The 14,731-nt window shown below is 71.0% G+C and carries 14 protein-coding genes; 4 read left to right on the top strand and 10 right to left on the bottom strand.

All coding sequences use genetic code 11. The features are described from left to right. Window positions 1-105 precede the first annotated feature (105 nt). The 3 genes from ABZ919_RS12775 to rimP all read right to left on the bottom strand — a co-directional run bounded on the left by ABZ919_RS12775 (window position 106) and on the right by rimP (window position 1,991). The gene (locus tag ABZ919_RS12775; RefSeq protein WP_361246338.1) at window positions 106-402 is read right to left on the bottom strand and encodes a YlxR family protein; all 297 of its coding nucleotides are present in this window, start codon (window positions 400-402) and stop codon (window positions 106-108) included. Window positions 403-492: 90 nt separating this feature from the next. Further along, complete coding sequence (gene nusA / locus ABZ919_RS12770) at window positions 493-1,479, bottom strand: transcription termination factor NusA (RefSeq protein WP_361246335.1); 987 nt, start codon at window positions 1,477-1,479, stop codon at window positions 493-495. 2 nt (window positions 1,480-1,481) lie between these two features. Then, a complete protein-coding gene (gene rimP, locus ABZ919_RS12765) occupies window positions 1,482-1,991 on the bottom strand; it encodes a ribosome maturation factor RimP (protein ID WP_361246332.1) in 510 nt (169 codons plus the stop codon). Window positions 1,992-2,275: 284 nt separating this feature from the next. Between rimP and ABZ919_RS12760 the strand changes: the two genes are divergently transcribed. Genes ABZ919_RS12760 through ABZ919_RS12750 form a run of 3 tightly spaced genes read left to right on the top strand, consistent with a single transcriptional unit; the run spans window position 2,276 to window position 4,230 of the window. Beyond that, window positions 2,276-2,782, top strand: a complete 507-nt coding sequence (locus tag ABZ919_RS12760) for a hypothetical protein (protein WP_361246331.1) — start codon at window positions 2,276-2,278, stop codon at window positions 2,780-2,782. Beyond that, on the top strand, window positions 2,779-3,270 hold the full coding sequence (locus tag ABZ919_RS12755) for a ferritin-like domain-containing protein (protein ID WP_361246328.1): 492 nt from the start codon (window positions 2,779-2,781) through the stop codon (window positions 3,268-3,270). The genes ABZ919_RS12760 and ABZ919_RS12755 overlap by 4 nt, the downstream gene beginning before the upstream one ends. 60 nt (window positions 3,271-3,330) lie before the next feature. Next, the gene (locus ABZ919_RS12750; protein WP_361246325.1) at window positions 3,331-4,230 is read left to right on the top strand and encodes an aminoglycoside phosphotransferase family protein; all 900 of its coding nucleotides are present in this window, start codon (window positions 3,331-3,333) and stop codon (window positions 4,228-4,230) included. Window positions 4,231-4,300: 70 nt separating this feature from the next. On the opposite strand, the gene ABZ919_RS12745 is transcribed toward ABZ919_RS12750, so the two are convergent. From ABZ919_RS12745 to dxr, 6 genes are all read right to left on the bottom strand, one after another. Then, window positions 4,301-6,004 carry a proline--tRNA ligase gene (locus tag ABZ919_RS12745; RefSeq protein ID WP_361246322.1) on the bottom strand — a complete coding sequence of 568 codons (1,704 nt, stop codon included), beginning with the start codon at window positions 6,002-6,004 and terminating at the stop codon, window positions 4,301-4,303. Window positions 6,005-6,078: 74 nt separating this feature from the next. Next, a complete protein-coding gene (locus ABZ919_RS12740; RefSeq protein WP_361246321.1) occupies window positions 6,079-6,609 on the bottom strand; it encodes a GNAT family N-acetyltransferase in 531 nt (176 codons plus the stop codon). 20 nt (window positions 6,610-6,629) lie between these two features. After that, a complete protein-coding gene (locus ABZ919_RS12735) occupies window positions 6,630-7,478 on the bottom strand; it encodes a GNAT family N-acetyltransferase (protein ID WP_361246318.1) in 849 nt (282 codons plus the stop codon). A gap of 245 nt (window positions 7,479-7,723) precedes the next feature. Further along, window positions 7,724-8,881 carry a flavodoxin-dependent (E)-4-hydroxy-3-methylbut-2-enyl-diphosphate synthase gene (gene ispG / locus ABZ919_RS12730; protein WP_361246315.1) on the bottom strand — a complete coding sequence of 386 codons (1,158 nt, stop codon included), beginning with the start codon at window positions 8,879-8,881 and terminating at the stop codon, window positions 7,724-7,726. 171 nt (window positions 8,882-9,052) lie between these two features. Continuing rightward, window positions 9,053-10,354 carry a site-2 protease family protein gene (locus tag ABZ919_RS12725; RefSeq protein WP_361246312.1) on the bottom strand — a complete coding sequence of 434 codons (1,302 nt, stop codon included), beginning with the start codon at window positions 10,352-10,354 and terminating at the stop codon, window positions 9,053-9,055. Beyond that, window positions 10,351-11,622 carry a 1-deoxy-D-xylulose-5-phosphate reductoisomerase gene (gene dxr / locus ABZ919_RS12720; protein ID WP_361246309.1) on the bottom strand — a complete coding sequence of 424 codons (1,272 nt, stop codon included), beginning with the start codon at window positions 11,620-11,622 and terminating at the stop codon, window positions 10,351-10,353. Before dxr ends, ABZ919_RS12725 begins: the two co-directional genes overlap by 4 nt. A 250-nt stretch (window positions 11,623-11,872) precedes the next feature. Here dxr and ABZ919_RS12715 point away from each other — a divergent pair, with 250 nt between their 5' ends. Continuing rightward, a complete protein-coding gene (locus ABZ919_RS12715) occupies window positions 11,873-12,349 on the top strand; it encodes a hypothetical protein (RefSeq protein ID WP_361246307.1) in 477 nt (158 codons plus the stop codon). 30 nt (window positions 12,350-12,379) lie between these two features. On the opposite strand, the gene ABZ919_RS12710 is transcribed toward ABZ919_RS12715, so the two are convergent. Further along, window positions 12,380-14,317 carry an acyl-CoA dehydrogenase family protein gene (locus ABZ919_RS12710; RefSeq protein ID WP_361246304.1) on the bottom strand — a complete coding sequence of 646 codons (1,938 nt, stop codon included), beginning with the start codon at window positions 14,315-14,317 and terminating at the stop codon, window positions 12,380-12,382. Window positions 14,318-14,731 lie beyond the last annotated feature (414 nt).

Below are 14,731 nucleotides of genomic sequence, written 5' to 3'. Positions count from 1 at the left end.
AGTTCATGGGCGTACTCATCGCGTACTCATCGAGTGCTCATCGCAATCTCGACCTGCTTTCGACTCGCGAGGTACCAGGCCGCACGGGGTTCCGTACGGCACGTCTTACGGTGTTGCCTGCTCGGCAACTCTTGTCTGCTCGACGTATTGGCGCAACGCCTTTGTGTCGAGCGGCCCCGGGGCGCGCAGTGCCCGCGGGAACGCCCGGCGGCGTACCGCCTGGTCGAGACAGACCAGGGCGGGGTGCACATAGGCACCCCGGCCGGGCAGCGTACCGCGAGGATCGGGGGCGCATGCGTCCTCGATCCTCACGATCCGCAGGAGATCGTTCTTGGCCGCCCGCTCCCGGCACCCCACACAGGTGCGTTCAGGGCATGCTCCGGCGTGCGTCCGGCCAGACACAGTTAAGTCTACCTCCCCGTACCGACCTCACCCCTTCGGGGCAAAGATCGAACGGCTGTTGTCGTGATCCAAGCGGTGTGCGGCTTGGATTTATTCCCCGATCTGCTCGGTGTCGGGGCGGATGTCGATCCGCCAGCCGGTGAGCCGGGCGGCCAGGCGGGCGTTCTGGCCCTCCTTGCCGATCGCCAGCGACAGCTGGTAGTCCGGCACGGTCACCCGGGCGGAGCGGGAGGCCATGTCGACGACCTCCACCTTGCTCACCCGAGCGGGTGACAGCGCGTTCGCCACCATCTCCGCCGGATCGTCCGACCAGTCGACGATGTCGATCTTCTCGCCGTTCAGCTCGCCCATCACATTGCGCACCCGGCCGCCCATCGGGCCGATGCAGGCGCCCTTGGCGTTCAGGCCCGAACGGGTGGAGCGGACGGCGATCTTGGTGCGGTGACCGGCCTCACGCGCGATCGCGGCGATCTCCACGGAGCCGTCGGCGATCTCCGGCACCTCCAGGGCGAAGAGCTTCTTCACCAGGTTGGGGTGCGTGCGCGAGAGGGTGACCGACGGTCCGCGGACGCCCTTGGCCACCCGGACGACGTAGCTGCGCAGCCGCATGCCGTGCGGGTAGGTCTCGCCCGGCACCTGCTCCTGCACCGGCAGGATGGCCTCCAGCTTGCCGATGTCGACCAGCACGTTCTTCGGGTCGCGGCCCTGCTGGACCACGCCGGTGACGATGTCGCCCTCGCGCCCCGCGTACTCGCCGAGCGTCGCGTCGTCCTCGGCGTCGCGCAGCCGCTGCAGGATCACCTGCTTGGCGGTGGTGGCGGCGATCCGGCCGAAGCCGCTGGGGGTGTCGTCGAACTCGCGGGGCTCCTGGCCCTCCTCGAGGTCGTCGGGGTCCTCCTTCGCCCACACGGTCACATGCCCGGTCTCCCGGTTGAGCTCCACGCGCGCGTGTCGGCGGCTTCCCTCGGTGCGGTGGTAGGCGATGAGGAGGGCCGACTCGATCGCCTCGACCAGCAGGTCGAAGGAGATCTCCTTCTCCCGAACCAAGCCCCGCAGGGCGCTCATGTCGATGTCCACGGCTACGCCTCCTCCTCTTCCGTCATGTCCTTCTTGTCCTTGCGGTTGAACTCGACCTGCACGCGCGCCTTGGCGATCTCCGGGAAACCGAGCCTGCGGCTGGTCGCCTTGCGGCCCTTGACCCCGGGGACCTCGACGTCGAGACCGTCCTCGTCGACCTTCAGGATCCGGGCGGTCAGCTCGTCGCCCTCGGTCAGCTGGAACTTCACGAGCCGGTCGGTGGCACGCACGAAGTGGCGGTGCTCGGTGAGGGAGCGCTCCGCGCCAGGGGTTCCCACCTCGAGGTCGTACGCGGTGTCACCCATCGCGTCGGTCTCGTCGAGCTTCGCCGAGAGCGCACGGCTCACATCGGCGATGGCGTCCAGATCGGCTCCGGTGTCGGAGTCGACGACCACGCGCAGCACCCGCTTGCGTCCGACGGAGTCGACGGCGATCTCCTCGAGATCCAGTCCCTGGGACGTGACGAGCGGTTCCAGCAGCTCTCGCAGCCTTTCGCTCTGGGTCGTGCTCATCCGGGTGACTCCTCGGCCGCGTGTGCTGTTGTGGGATGGGTCGCGTGTCTGGTCAAAGGGTATCCGGTCGCAGGGAGTGTTGCCGTCCACCTGTGGACAAGCCGGGACGATCCCTCGGGGGAGCGTTGAGGCCGAGCGGGGACGATCGGTGCCGGTGAGTGGCGTAGGACGGGCGCGCGGGTACGGTGATCACGGGCGTGCCGCCCACCTCGCGGCCTTCCCTCCGTTTCCCTGCGTTTCTGCCCTCCATTTCCCTCCGTACGAGTTCCCCGAGGACGTCTGCAGTGCCGTACCCCCTGCCGCCGCGCACCCCCTCGGGGCCGCGCAGAAGATCCCTGCTCGCCTCGGCCGCGGGTGCCGCCCTGCTGGTGGGCTGCGCCGCCGCCGGCCCGGACTCCGGCGGCGGCGCGGGCGCGTCGGCGACGGAGAAGGCACGCGCGCGTGCGGCGCGGGACAGCCGGGGGCTGCTGGAGCGCTACGACGCGGTGCTCGCCGCGCATCCCGGGCTCGAACAGCGGCTGCGCCCGTTGCGCGACCAGGTCGCCGCCCACGCCGCGGCCTTCGGGAGCGCCGCGACACCGGCGAGGTCGCCGTCCGCGTCCTCGTCGCCGGCTCCCGTGCCGGCCACCGAGAAGGACGCGCTGGCCGACCTCGCCGCTGCCGAACGCATCCTCGCCGGCCGGCGCGCCCAGGCGCTGCTCGACGTGCCGGGCGAGCCGGCACGGCTGCTGGCGTCGGTGGCGGCGGCCGGCGCCACGCACGCGTACCTGCTGACGGAAGGAGCCAAGTGAGCGACGGAGTGAAGACGGCCGAGCTGACCGCTCTGCAGGCGGCGCTGGCGGCGGAGCACGCCGCGGTGTACGGCTACGGCATCGTCGGCGGCAAGATCAGCTCGGCGCGCCGCGCCGAGGCGCGGGCGGCGTACGACGCCCACCGGGCGCGCCGGGACACGCTGAGCCGTGAGGTCCGCGATCTGGGCGGGCAGCCGGTCGCCGCGAACGCCGCGTACGCGCTGCCGTTCCCGGTGCCGGACTCGCCCGCGGCCGTGCGGCTCGCCGCCCGGCTCGAGGAGCGGCTGGCCGGCGTGTACGCGGACGTGGTGCGGGCGGTGACGGGCGCCCGGCGCGGCGCTGCCGCCGCGGCCCTGCGGGAGGCCGCGGTGCGCGCGGTGCGCTGGAGCGGGGAGAGCGTAGCCTTCCCTGGGCTCGCCGAGCGGGCCGACGAGGGTGCCGGCGCGGCCGGTGCCGCGCCGTCGGCCTCCGCCCCGGTGTCACCGTGACCCGGTGACCCGGCAGGCGGCCGCAGGACAGGACCCGGACTGGAAGGGAACGACTCGCGCATGGCTTTCGAACCGCCGCCGCGCCTGGTTCGCGCGCTCGGTGAGACGGCACCGGCCGGGGACGACTGGCTGGCACGGCTGCCCGCCATCGCCGAACAGGCTGTGACCAGGCGCGAGTTGACCGTGGAGCGGGTCCAGGTGCCGGGCGGCCGCAGCAGCCTGGTGGTTCTGGTCCGGCGGCCGGACGGCACCCCGGCCGTGCTGAAGCTGGCCCCGCCCAGGGCCCGCCCGCAGAGCGAGCGGGCGGCGCTGGCGCACTGGGGCGGACGGGGCGCCGTACAGCTCCTCGAGGCCGACGCGGAGGAGGGTGTGCTGCTGCTGGAGCGGCTGCACCCGGATGTGTCGGTGCGGTCGCTGCCGGAGGCGAAGGCGCTGCTGGAGGCCGCGGGCACGCTGCGGCGGCTGTGGGTCGAGCCGCCCGCCGGCCACGTCTTCGAGACCGTCGCCGAGCGCACGGGGCGGCAGGCGGCGGCGATGCGGGCGGGTGCGGAGGCCGAGCCGGATGTGGCGCCGTTGGTCGACGCGGCGCTCGCGGCCCGAGAGGAGCTGGTGGCGGAACCGCCCGAGCACCGGTTGCTGCACGGCACGTTCCGGCAGAGCAAGGTGCTCGCCGGGGAGCGGATGCCGTGGCTCGCGGTGGGGCCGGATCCGGTGGTCGGCGAGAACGCCTTCGATCTGGCACGGCTGGTGCGGGACCGGGTGGAGGACCTGATCGCGGCGCCGTCCGGGGCGGCCATCGTACGGCGGCGGGTCAAGCGGCTCGCGGAGTCGCTGGAGGTGGATCAGGAGCGGTTGCGCGGGTGGACGCTGTTCCGGGCGGTCGAGTCCGGTGTGCGGGCCCTGCGGGTGGGGCGGCCGAAGGACGGGGAGCTGCTGCTGGAGTTCGCCGGGTGGCTGTGAGAGCCACGGGGAACGCCCCCTGAGACCTCCGGAGGTCTCAGGGGGCGTCCCAATGCCGAGGGCTTCCCCGCTACGCCGTGAGACGGGCGATCGCGTCCTCCACCGTCAGTTCCTCGCGCTCACCGGTCCTGCGGTCCTTCAGTTCCAGGACGCCCTCGCCGGAGCGGCGGCCGGCGACCAGGATCTGCGGGACGCCGATGAGCTCGGAGTCGGTGAACTTCACGCCCGGGGAGACACCGGCCCGGTCGTCGACCAGGACCCGGACGCCCGCGGCGGCCAGCTTCTCGGCGACGTCGAGGGCCAGCTCGGTCTGCAGGGCCTTGCCGGCGGCGACCACGTGCACGTCGGCCGGGGCGACCTCCTTGGGCCACACCAGACCCTTGTCGTCGGCGCTCTGCTCGGCGATGGCCGCGACCGCGCGGGAGACGCCGATGCCGTAGGAGCCCATGGTGACGCGGACCGGCTTGCCGTTCTGGCCGAGGACGTCGAGCTTGAGGGCGTCGGTGTACTTGCGGCCCAGCTGGAAGATGTGGCCGATCTCGATGGCGCGGTCCAGCTTCAGGCCGGTGCCGCACTTCGGGCAGGGGTCACCCTCCTGGACCACCACGACGTCCACGTACGCGTCGACCTCGAAGTCACGGCCGGCGACGACGTTCCTGGCGTGCGTGTGCTCCTTGTTGGCGCCGGTGATCCAGCCGGTGCCGGGGGCCACGCGCGGGTCGGCGATGTACTTCACCTTCTCGCCCAGGCCCTGCGGGCCGACGTAGCCGCGGACCAGGTCGGGGCGGCCGGCGAAGTCGGCCTCCGTGACCATCTCGACGACGGCCGGGGCGAAGTGCGCCTCGACCTTGTCCAGGTCCACCTCGCGGTCACCGGGCACGCCGACGGCGACGATCTCGCCGTCCACCTTCACCAGCAGGTTCTTCAGCGTGGCGGAGGCCGGGACACCGAGGGAGGCGGCCAGGGTCTCGATGGTCGGGGTGTCCGGGGTGGGGATCTCCTCCAGCGCGGGCACGGCCGAGCCGTCGACCGGCTTGAGCTCGTAGGTGATCGCCTCCGTGTTGGCGGCGAAGTCGCAGTTCGGGCAGTCGGCGAAGGTGTCCTCGCCGGCCTCGGCCGGGGCCAGGAACTCCTCCGACTTCGAGCCGCCCATGGCGCCGGCGGTGGCCGCGCAGATGCGGTAGTCCAGGCCGAGGCGCTCGAAGATGCGCTGGTAGGCCTGGCGGTGCAGGGCGTACGACTGGGCGAGGCCCTCGTCGGCCAGGTCGAAGGAGTACGAGTCCTTCATCAGGAACTCGCGGCCGCGCAGGATGCCGGCGCGGGGGCGGGCCTCGTCCCGGAACTTGGTCTGGATCTGGTAGAGGATCACCGGCAGGTCCTTGTAGGACGTGCACTGGTCCTTGACCAGGAGGGTGAAGATCTCCTCGTGGGTGGGGCCGAGGAGGTAGTCGCCGCCCTTGCGGTCCTTGAGGCGGAACAGCTCCTGGCCGTACTCGTCCCAGCGGCCGGTGGCCTCGTAGGGTTCGCGGGGCAGCAGGGCGGGAAGGGTGACCTCCTGGGCGCCGATGCCGTCCATCTCCTCGCGGACGATCCGCTCGACGTTGGACAGGACCTTCTTGCCGAGGGGCAGCCAGCTCCAGATTCCGGCGGCGGTCCGGCGGACGTAGCCGGCGCGGACGAGGAGCTTGTGGCTGAGGACCTCGGCGTCCGCCGGGTCGTCGCGCAGCGTCTTCGCCATCAACTGGGACATGCGCTGGACCGGTGCGTTGGCCATGGTTCTCGTACTCCTGCCGGGAAAACGTTGATGGCAAGGAGGTTAGCCGGGCCGACTGGGCCGGTGGAAATCGGTTAACGCCTGCGGAGGGGCAGAGGCGCGCCCATCACCGCGTACGGCCTCGGCGCGCTCGGGAAGTGCACCTGGCGGGCGAGGTCGACGTAGCCGAGGGAGTGGTAGAGGCCGCGGGCGGGGCTGTCGGTGTCGATCGCGGAGAGGATCGAGCGGGGTTCGGGGGCGGAGTCCGTGATGGTGGTGATCAGGCGCCGGCCGATGCCGCGGTTCTGGTGGTCCGGGTGGACGTGCAGCTCCGTGATCACGAAGGAGTCGTCCAGCCAGTGGTCGTTGCCGGCCGCGCGGAGGTAGGGCTCCACGACGGTGGACCACCAGTGCGTGCGGGAGTTCGGCATGCCGTAGACGAACCCGACGAGGTGACCGCCCACCGTGGCGCCGAGGGCCCTGGCGCCCGGGAACTGCATGTGGCGCTGGACGATCTGGCGGCGTACGGCGACCTCGTCCGGGCCGAGGCCGAATGCGACGGCTTGGACAGCGAGGGCCTCGTCGACGCGGGCTGCGAGGTCCAGGGAACCGATCACGAGGTCCATGCCGGGAGCGTACAGGGGGTTCAGAACAGCACACTCATGAAGGCGCCCACCTCTCGGAAGCCCACCCTGAGGTACGTCCTCCTCGCCGCCGTGTTGAAGTCGTTGACGTACAGGCTGACGACCGGGGCCACGTCGGCGAGCGCGTAGCCCAGGACGGCCGCCATGCCGGGGACAGCCAGGCCCCTGCCCCGGTACTCGGGGGCGACCCAGACGCCCTGGATCTGGCAGGCCTGGCTGGTCGCCGCGCCGATCTCCGCCTTGAAGACGACCTTGCCGTGGTCGTCGACGCGCGCGAAGGAGCGGCCGGAGCCGACGAGTTCGGCGACGCGGGCCTGGTACAGCAGGCCGCCGTCGCCGGCCATCGGCGATACGCCGACCTCCTCGGTGAACATCGCCACGCACGCCGGCATGATCGTCTCCAACTCGTCCTTGCGGACGCGGCGGACGTAGGGGTCCGGGGCGATGTCCGCGGGCATGCGGTCGGTGACCATCAGGGGCTGGTGGCGGCGTACCTCACGGGCGGGACCCCAGTGGGGCTCCAGCAGGCGCCACAGCGCGGCGGTGGATTCGGCGGGGCCGACGATGGAGGAACAGCGGCGGCCGGCCCGGCGGGCGCGGTCGGCGAAGGCGCGGACGGCACGCGGAGTGGCGCAGACCGGGACCAGGTTGGCACCCGCGTAGCACAGGGACGTGAGCATGCCGTCCTCGTACCAGCCCCACATCTCGCCGCCGAGGCGCCACGGGTCGAGGCCCGCGACCTGCACCCGTGAGGTCACGAAGGCGTTCGCGACCGGCTCGCGGTCGAGTACGGCGAGCGCGGCGTCGAGGTCGCTCGGTTCGAGCACCCGTGAGGTGGTCTGGGTCAACACGTTCGGGGCCTCACCCTGGGGTTCTGCTGGTCCCGGAACTTTACCCCGAGCGGTTGTGCGGCGCTTGCGGGTGCGGACGGCCCATCAGGAGGACGGCGAAGGCGGCCTCGCTCCGCCCCCGCGGTCCGGGGCTCCCGGGGCCCCGGTGCGGACGGTGGGGGCGGATTTCCGCTTCTCCTGCCGCCCACACGGCCGGGTCCCGCCACCGAGTGGTGACGGGACCCGCGGGGTGGTGGGTACGGGTGTCAGCCGGCCACCGACACCGACGGCTCGCCCGACTCCACGCCCTCGTCCTGCATCTTCTCGGCCAGCTTCATGGCCTCCTCGATGAGGGTCTCCACGATCTTGGACTCGGGGACGGTCTTGATGACCTCGCCCTTGACGAAGATCTGGCCCTTGCCGTTGCCGGAGGCGACGCCGAGGTCGGCCTCGCGGGCCTCGCCCGGGCCGTTCACCACGCAGCCCATGACGGCCACGCGCAGCGGGACCTCCATGCCGGTCAGGCCCGCGGTGACCTCTTCGGCGAGCTTGTAGACGTCGACCTGGGCGCGGCCGCAGGACGGGCAGGAGACGATCTCCAGGCCGCGCTGGCGCAGGCCGAGCGACTGCAGGATCTGCAGGCCGACCTTGACCTCCTCGACGGGCGGGGCCGACAGGGAGACGCGGATCGTGTCGCCGATGCCCTGGGAGAGCAGGGCGCCGAAGGCCACCGCCGACTTGATCGTGCCCTGGAACGCCGGGCCGGCCTCGGTCACGCCGAGGTGGAGCGGGTAGTCGCAGCTCTCGGCGAGCTGGCGGTAGGCCTCGATCATGACGACCGGGTCGTTGTGCTTGACGGAGATCTTGATGTCCCGGAAGTCGTGCTCCTCGAAGAGGGACGCCTCCCACAGGGCCGATTCGACGAGGGCCTCCGGCGTGGCCTTGCCGTACTTCTCCAGGAGACGCCTGTCGAGGGAGCCGGCGTTCACGCCGATGCGGATCGGGGTGCCGTGGTCCTTCGCGGCGCGCGCGATCTCCTTGACCTTGTCGTCGAACTGCTTGATGTTGCCGGGGTTGACGCGGACCGCGGCGCAGCCGGCCTCGATCGCGGCGAAGACGTACTTGGGCTGGAAGTGGATGTCGGCGATGACCGGGATCTGGGACTTCTTGGCGATGGTCGCGAGGGCGTCGGCGTCGTCCTGGGTGGGACAGGCGACGCGGACGATCTGGCAGCCGGACGCGGTCAGCTCGGCGATCTGCTGGAGGGTGGCGCCGACGTCGGACGTACGGGTCGTGGTCATCGACTGGACCGAGACGGGCGCGTCTCCGCCGACCGCCACGCTTCCGACCTGGATCTGCCGGCTCTTCCGGCGCTCGGCGAGCTTGGTCGGAACGGACGGCATGCCGAGAGAAATCGCAGTCATCTGCTGTGCAACCCCAAGTCGTGGATCAAGGTCCGGTCCCGTCTACGGGCGGGCTCCAGGCTTCGAGATTACGGTACGGCCCTTGGCCTGAGCACATCCCACCCCGGTAAACCCACTCGATGGAAGGCGGCCCGCTGCACAGGGTCCCGGGCCGCCTCGAACGCCGGATGGCTAGGAGATTTTCACCGGGTTAACCACGTCCGCGATCAGCACCAGGAGGGTGAAGCAGACGAAGATCCCCGCCACGACGTACGCCACCGGCATCAGCTTCGCCACGTCGAACGGGCCCGGGTCGGGGCGCCGCAGCACCCGCGCCACGTTCCGCCGCAGTGCCTCCCACAGCGCGCCCGCGATGTGCCCGCCGTCGAGCGGGAGCAGCGGGAGCATGTTGAACAGGAACAGGGAGAGGTTGAAGCCGGCGAGGAGCATCACGAACATCGCCACCTGCTGGGAGGCGGGGATGTGGAGGGTGGCGATGTCGCCGGTGATGCGGGCGGCGCCGACGATGCCGATCGGGGAGTCCGGCTGGCGCGGGGCGTTGCCGAAGGCCGCGTCCCACAGGGCCGGGATCTTGGCGGGCAGGGCGGCGAGGGAGTCGACGGCGTCGCCGACCCGGTCGCTCATCCAGGTCACGGACTGGCCGAAGTTCTGGTGGACGACGCCGGTGGCGGCGCTGAAGCCGAGGAAGCCCGCCGGGACGTAACCCTGGACGTACTGTCCGCCGGCGTCCTTCTTGGCGACCATGTTCGTGGTGATCGTCGCGTGCAGGGTCACGTCCTGGCCCTTGCGGTCGACCACGATCGCCACGTTCTTGCCGGCGCTGTCCCGGATGAGGTCCGAGAGGGTGTTCCAGTCCTTGGTCCGCACGCCGCCGAAGGAGAGGATCTTGTCGCCCGCCTTCAGTCCGGCCTTCTCCGCCGGGGAGACGGGATCGGACTTCTTGCAGGTGTCGCGGTGCTCGCTCTGGGCGATGGAGCACGGCGAGACCGTGGCGACCGTGGTGGTCTGCTGCTGGATGCCGAAGCCCATGAGCACGGTGAAGAACAGGGCGATCGCGAGGATCAGGTTCATGAAGGGGCCCGCGAACATGACGATGACCCGCTTCCACGGCTTGCGCGTGTAGAACATGCGCGTCTCGTCGCCGGGCTGCAGTTCCTCGAAGGCCGCCGAGCGGGCGTCCTCGATCATGCCGCGCCACGGGGAGGTGGAGCGGGCGGAGACCCGGCCCTCCTCGTCGGGCGGGAACATGCCGATCATGCGGATGTAGCCGCCGAGCGGGATCGCCTTGACGCCGTACTCCGTCTCGCCCTTCTTCCGCGACCAGACGGTCGGGCCGAAGCCGACCATGTACTGGGGGACGCGGATGCCGAAGAGCTTGGCCGTGGACAGGTGCCCCAGCTCGTGCCACGCGATCGAGACGAGCAGGCCGACGAAGAAGACCCCTATGCCGAGGATGAACATCAACGTCGTCATGCACGCGCCTCCGCGGTCGCCGTCGTGGCTGTCAGTTCGCGGGCCCGGGCACGGGCCCAGGTCTCCGCTTCGAGGACGTCCGACACGGTGAGTGAAGTTCCCTGTGCCGGGGTGCCGTGTTCCTCGACCACCCGCGTCACGGTCTCCATGATGCCGTTGAAGGGCAGTGCGCCGCCCAGGAAGGCCTCGACGCACTCCTCGTTGGCCGCATTGAACACCGCCGGGGCCGTGCCCGCGAGCCGCCCCACGTGCCGGGCGAGGTCCACCGAAGGGAAGGCCTCGTTGTCCAGCGGGAAGAACTCCCAGGTGGAGGCCTTGCTCCAGTCGAAAGCGGGCGCCGCGTCCGGGACGCGTTCGGGCCAGCCCAGACCGATGGCGATGGGCCCGCGCATGTCGGGCGGCGTCGCCTGGGCGATCGTGGATCCGTCGGTGAACTCGACCATCGAGTGGACATACGACTGGGGATGCACGACCACCTCAATGCGGTCGAAGGGAATGTCGTAGAGCAGGTGCGCCTCGATGACCTCCAGGCCCTTGTTGACGAGGGTCGCGGAGTTGATCGTGATCACCGGGCCCATCGCCCAGGTGGGGTGGGCGAGGGCGTCCTGGACGGTGACGTTCGCCAGGTCGGCCCTGGTGCGGCCGCGGAAGGGGCCGCCGGAGGCGGTGACGACCAGTTTGCGGACGTCGGCCCGGGTGCCGGAGGCGAGGGCCTGGAACAGGGCGGCGTGCTCGGAGTCCACCGGGATGATCTGGCCCGGCTTGGCGAGCGCCTTGACCAGCGGCCCGCCGACGATCAGCGACTCCTTGTTGGCGAGCGCCAGGGTGCGGCCCGCCTCCAGCGCGGCGAGGGTGGGGGCGAGTCCGATGGAGCCGGTGATGCCGTTCAGCACGGTGTGGCAGTCAAAGGCCGCGAGGTGGGTGGCCGCTTCCGGTCCGGCGAGGATCTCGGGCAGCGGCTCGCCGGTGCCGTACTCGGCGGCCAGCGCCTCCCGCAGGGCGGGCACGGCGTCCTCGCGGGCGACCGCGACGGTCCGCACCCTCAGCCTGCGCGCCTGCTCGGCGAGGAGGGCGACCCGCCCGCCGTTCGCGGACAGGGCGGTGACCCGGAAGCGGCCGGGGTGGCGCAGGACGAGGTCGATGGCCTGGGTGCCGATGGATCCGGTGGAGCCGAGGATCACCACGTCCTTGGGGCCGTCGCCCCTGAGGGGGTCGTAGACGAGGTGCGGGTCGGCGAGAGGTGCCGGATGGGCGGGGCTGTCGGTCATCCCCCCATTGTGGCCGCAAGCGGCGACGGTGCGGAAAGGCCGGTCCCCCGGGCGGGTGCGTTCAAGTGTTTCGTCGCCGGATGGGGTGGTTTTACCGAGGTGAAGACACCATAAAGATCACATCATCTGGACGGGGTGCGTCACCTCCGGGGGCCGAGGTCGACGAAATCGCGGGCTTCCCGCCGCCCGTGATGGCATCCTTCCGTTGGCGCCCGATCAAGAAGGGCCACAAGGGGGAGGAGTCACCACCATGAACCGCATCCGCACGACCGCGGCCGTCCTGGCCACGGCCGGCGTCCTGACCACTGCTCAGCTCGGGCTGGCGGGCGGGGCGTTCGCCGCCACCCAGACGCCTGAGCGCGCCGGCTGCCCGCTCAACCTGGTCTACCCGAGCCGCTTCTACATCGACTCGCACGGCTGGGTGACCAACGGGGGTCTGTACTTCGGCATCAGGAACAAGAGCACCACCCAGACCTTCAAGAAGGTCACGTTCACCGTCACGGACGTCAAGAACATCCGCTTCGGCTCGGCCAAGGCCACCGGCGGCAAGGTCACCAGCAAGACGTCGAAGACCGTGTCGGTGTACACGGGCACGCTCAACAAGAAGGCGAGCCTCGGGGTCAAGGTGCAGACGCACCTGCTCAACACCCACACCTACAAGGTGAAGTTCACCCTGCACGGTTCGGGCTGGAACTGCGCCGTGGACCAGGGCACCTGGGGTTCCTGACCCCGGGCGCCCGGCCCACGAGGGCGCGGCTCAGTCGCCGAAGGGGCGGCGCTCGTTCTGCCCCGTGGCCGGTCCGGGGGTCGCATCCGCGATCCACGGGCCGTCCCCGGACGGGTCGATGACGCCTTCCTCCAGCCAGGTGTAGGCCCCGCCGAGTACGCCCTTGACCACCTTGCGGTCGAGGGCGTCGGTGTTGGTCCACAGCCGGTCGAAGAGTTCCTCGACCCGGATGCGGGCCTGCCGGCAGAAGGCGTCGGCCAGCTGGTAGGCCTCCCGGCCGTGTTCGTCCCGCCGGCGCAGCAGTTCGGCCCGGACACAGACCGCGCTCATCGCGAACAGCTCGGCGCCGATGTCCACGATCCGCCCGAGGAAGCCCTGCTTGGTCTCCATCCGCCCCTGCCAGCGGGACATGGCGTAGAAGGTGGAGCGGGCCAGTTTGCGGGCGGTGCGCTCGACGTAGCGCAGGTGCCCGGACAGATCGACGTCGTTCTTGAACTCGCCGTACGACAGGGGGAGTTGCCCGGGGCCGGCGACGAGCTTGGGCAGCCACTTGGCGTAGAAGACACCCGCGTTCGCGCCCGCCTTCGCCTTGTCCGACAGAGACTTGTCGGGGTCGATGAGGTCACCGGCGACCGAGAGGTGGGCGTCGACGGCCTCGCGGGCGATCAGCAGGTGCATGATCTCCGTCGAGCCCTCGAAGATGCGGTTGATGCGCAGGTCGCGCAGCATCTGCTCGGCCGGTACCGCCCGTTCGCCGCGCGCCTTGAGGGACTCGGCCGTCTCGTAGCCGCGTCCGCCGCGGATCTGGACCAGTTCGTCGGCCATCCTCCAGGCCATCTCGGAGCCGTAGAGCTTGGCGAGGGCGGCCTCGATGCGGATGTCGTTGCGGTCCTCGTCGGCCATCTGGGAGGACAGGTCGAGGACGGCCTCCAGGGCGAAGGTGGTGGCCGCGATGAAGCTGATCTTGGAGCCGACGGCCTCGTGCAGCGCGACCGGCTTGCCCCACTGCTCGCGTTCCGCCGACCATTCGCGGGCGATCTTCAGGCACCACTTGCCGGCGCCCGCGCACATCGCCGGCAGCGAGAGCCGGCCGGTGTTGAGGGTGGTCAGCGCGATCTTCAGGCCCGCGCCCTCGGGGCCGATCCGGTTGGCGGCCGGGACGCGCACCTGGTGGAAGCGGGTGACGCCGTTCTCGATGCCGCGCAGGCCCATGAAGGCGTTGCGGTTCTCGACGGTGATGCCCTCCGAGGTCGCCTCCACCACGAACGCGGTGATGCCGCCCTTGTGCCCCTCGGACTTCGGCACCCTCGCCATGACCACGAGCAGGTCGGCGACCACGCCGTTGGTGGTCCACAGCTTCACCCCGTCCAGGACGTAGTCGTCCCCGTCGGGTACGGCCGTGGTGGCGAGGCGGGCCGGGTCGGAGCCCACGTCGGGCTCGGTGAGCAGGAAGGCGGAGATGTCGGTGCGGGCGCAGCGGGGCAGGAAGGCGTCCTTCTGCTCCTGGGTGCCGAAGAGCTTCAGCGGCTGCGGTACGCCGATCGACTGATGGGCGGAGAGCAGCGCGCCGACCGCGGGGCTCGCCGAGCCGACGAGGGCGAGGGCCTTGTTGTAGTAGAGCTGGGTGAGGCCGAGACCGCCGTACTTGGGGTCGATCTTCATGCCGAGGGCGCCGAGTTCCTTCAGACCGGTGATGACCTCGTCGGGGATGCGGGCCTCGCGCTCGATGCGGGCGGAGTCGATCGTGGACTCGCAGAACGCCCGCAGCTTGGCGAGGAACTCCTCGCCGTGGCGGACGCTCTCCTGGTCCGGGAGCGGATGGGGATGGATGAGGTCGAGCCGGAAGCGCCCGAGGAACAGCTCCTTGGCGAAGCTGGGCTTGTGCCAGTCCTGCTGCCGGGCGGCCTCCGCCACCTGACGGGCCTCGCGCTCGGTGACGTTGGTACGTGAAGTGGTGGGGGCGGACATGGAGGCTCACCTCGCCGCAAAGAGGGATGATTCGGACCGTTCGTTACCGACCAGTGCTACTGGATCGTTGGTACCCGAAACGGGCCGACCTCACCACCCCTCGCGCGTCCATACGGCCGATAGTCCGCTCTCGGCCCTGCCGAACGGCCGGCCCGGACGGTCGGCCCGGACGCCGTGCCTTCCGGCGGGCGCGCGCCAGACGGACGCGTGGCCGGTGAGACGTACCAGTGCGGTACGGCGGTCAGGGCGCGCCTCCGGGCCGCCTCCCGCGGTCCCTGCGGCGGCCCTGCGGCGGTCCCTGTGGCGGTCCCTGCGGCGGCCCATGAGGCGGTGCCGGGCGCTTCCGCACGCGGGCACCCGTCATCCGCACGCGGACACGCGAAACGGCCCGGGTCCGGGACCCGGGCCGTGCGC

The sequence above is a fragment of the Streptomyces sp. NPDC046759 genome (assembly GCF_040645475.1).
Taxonomy (GTDB): Bacteria; Actinomycetota; Actinomycetes; order Streptomycetales; family Streptomycetaceae; genus Streptomyces.
This window is presented reverse-complemented; position numbering and strand designations above follow the sequence as displayed.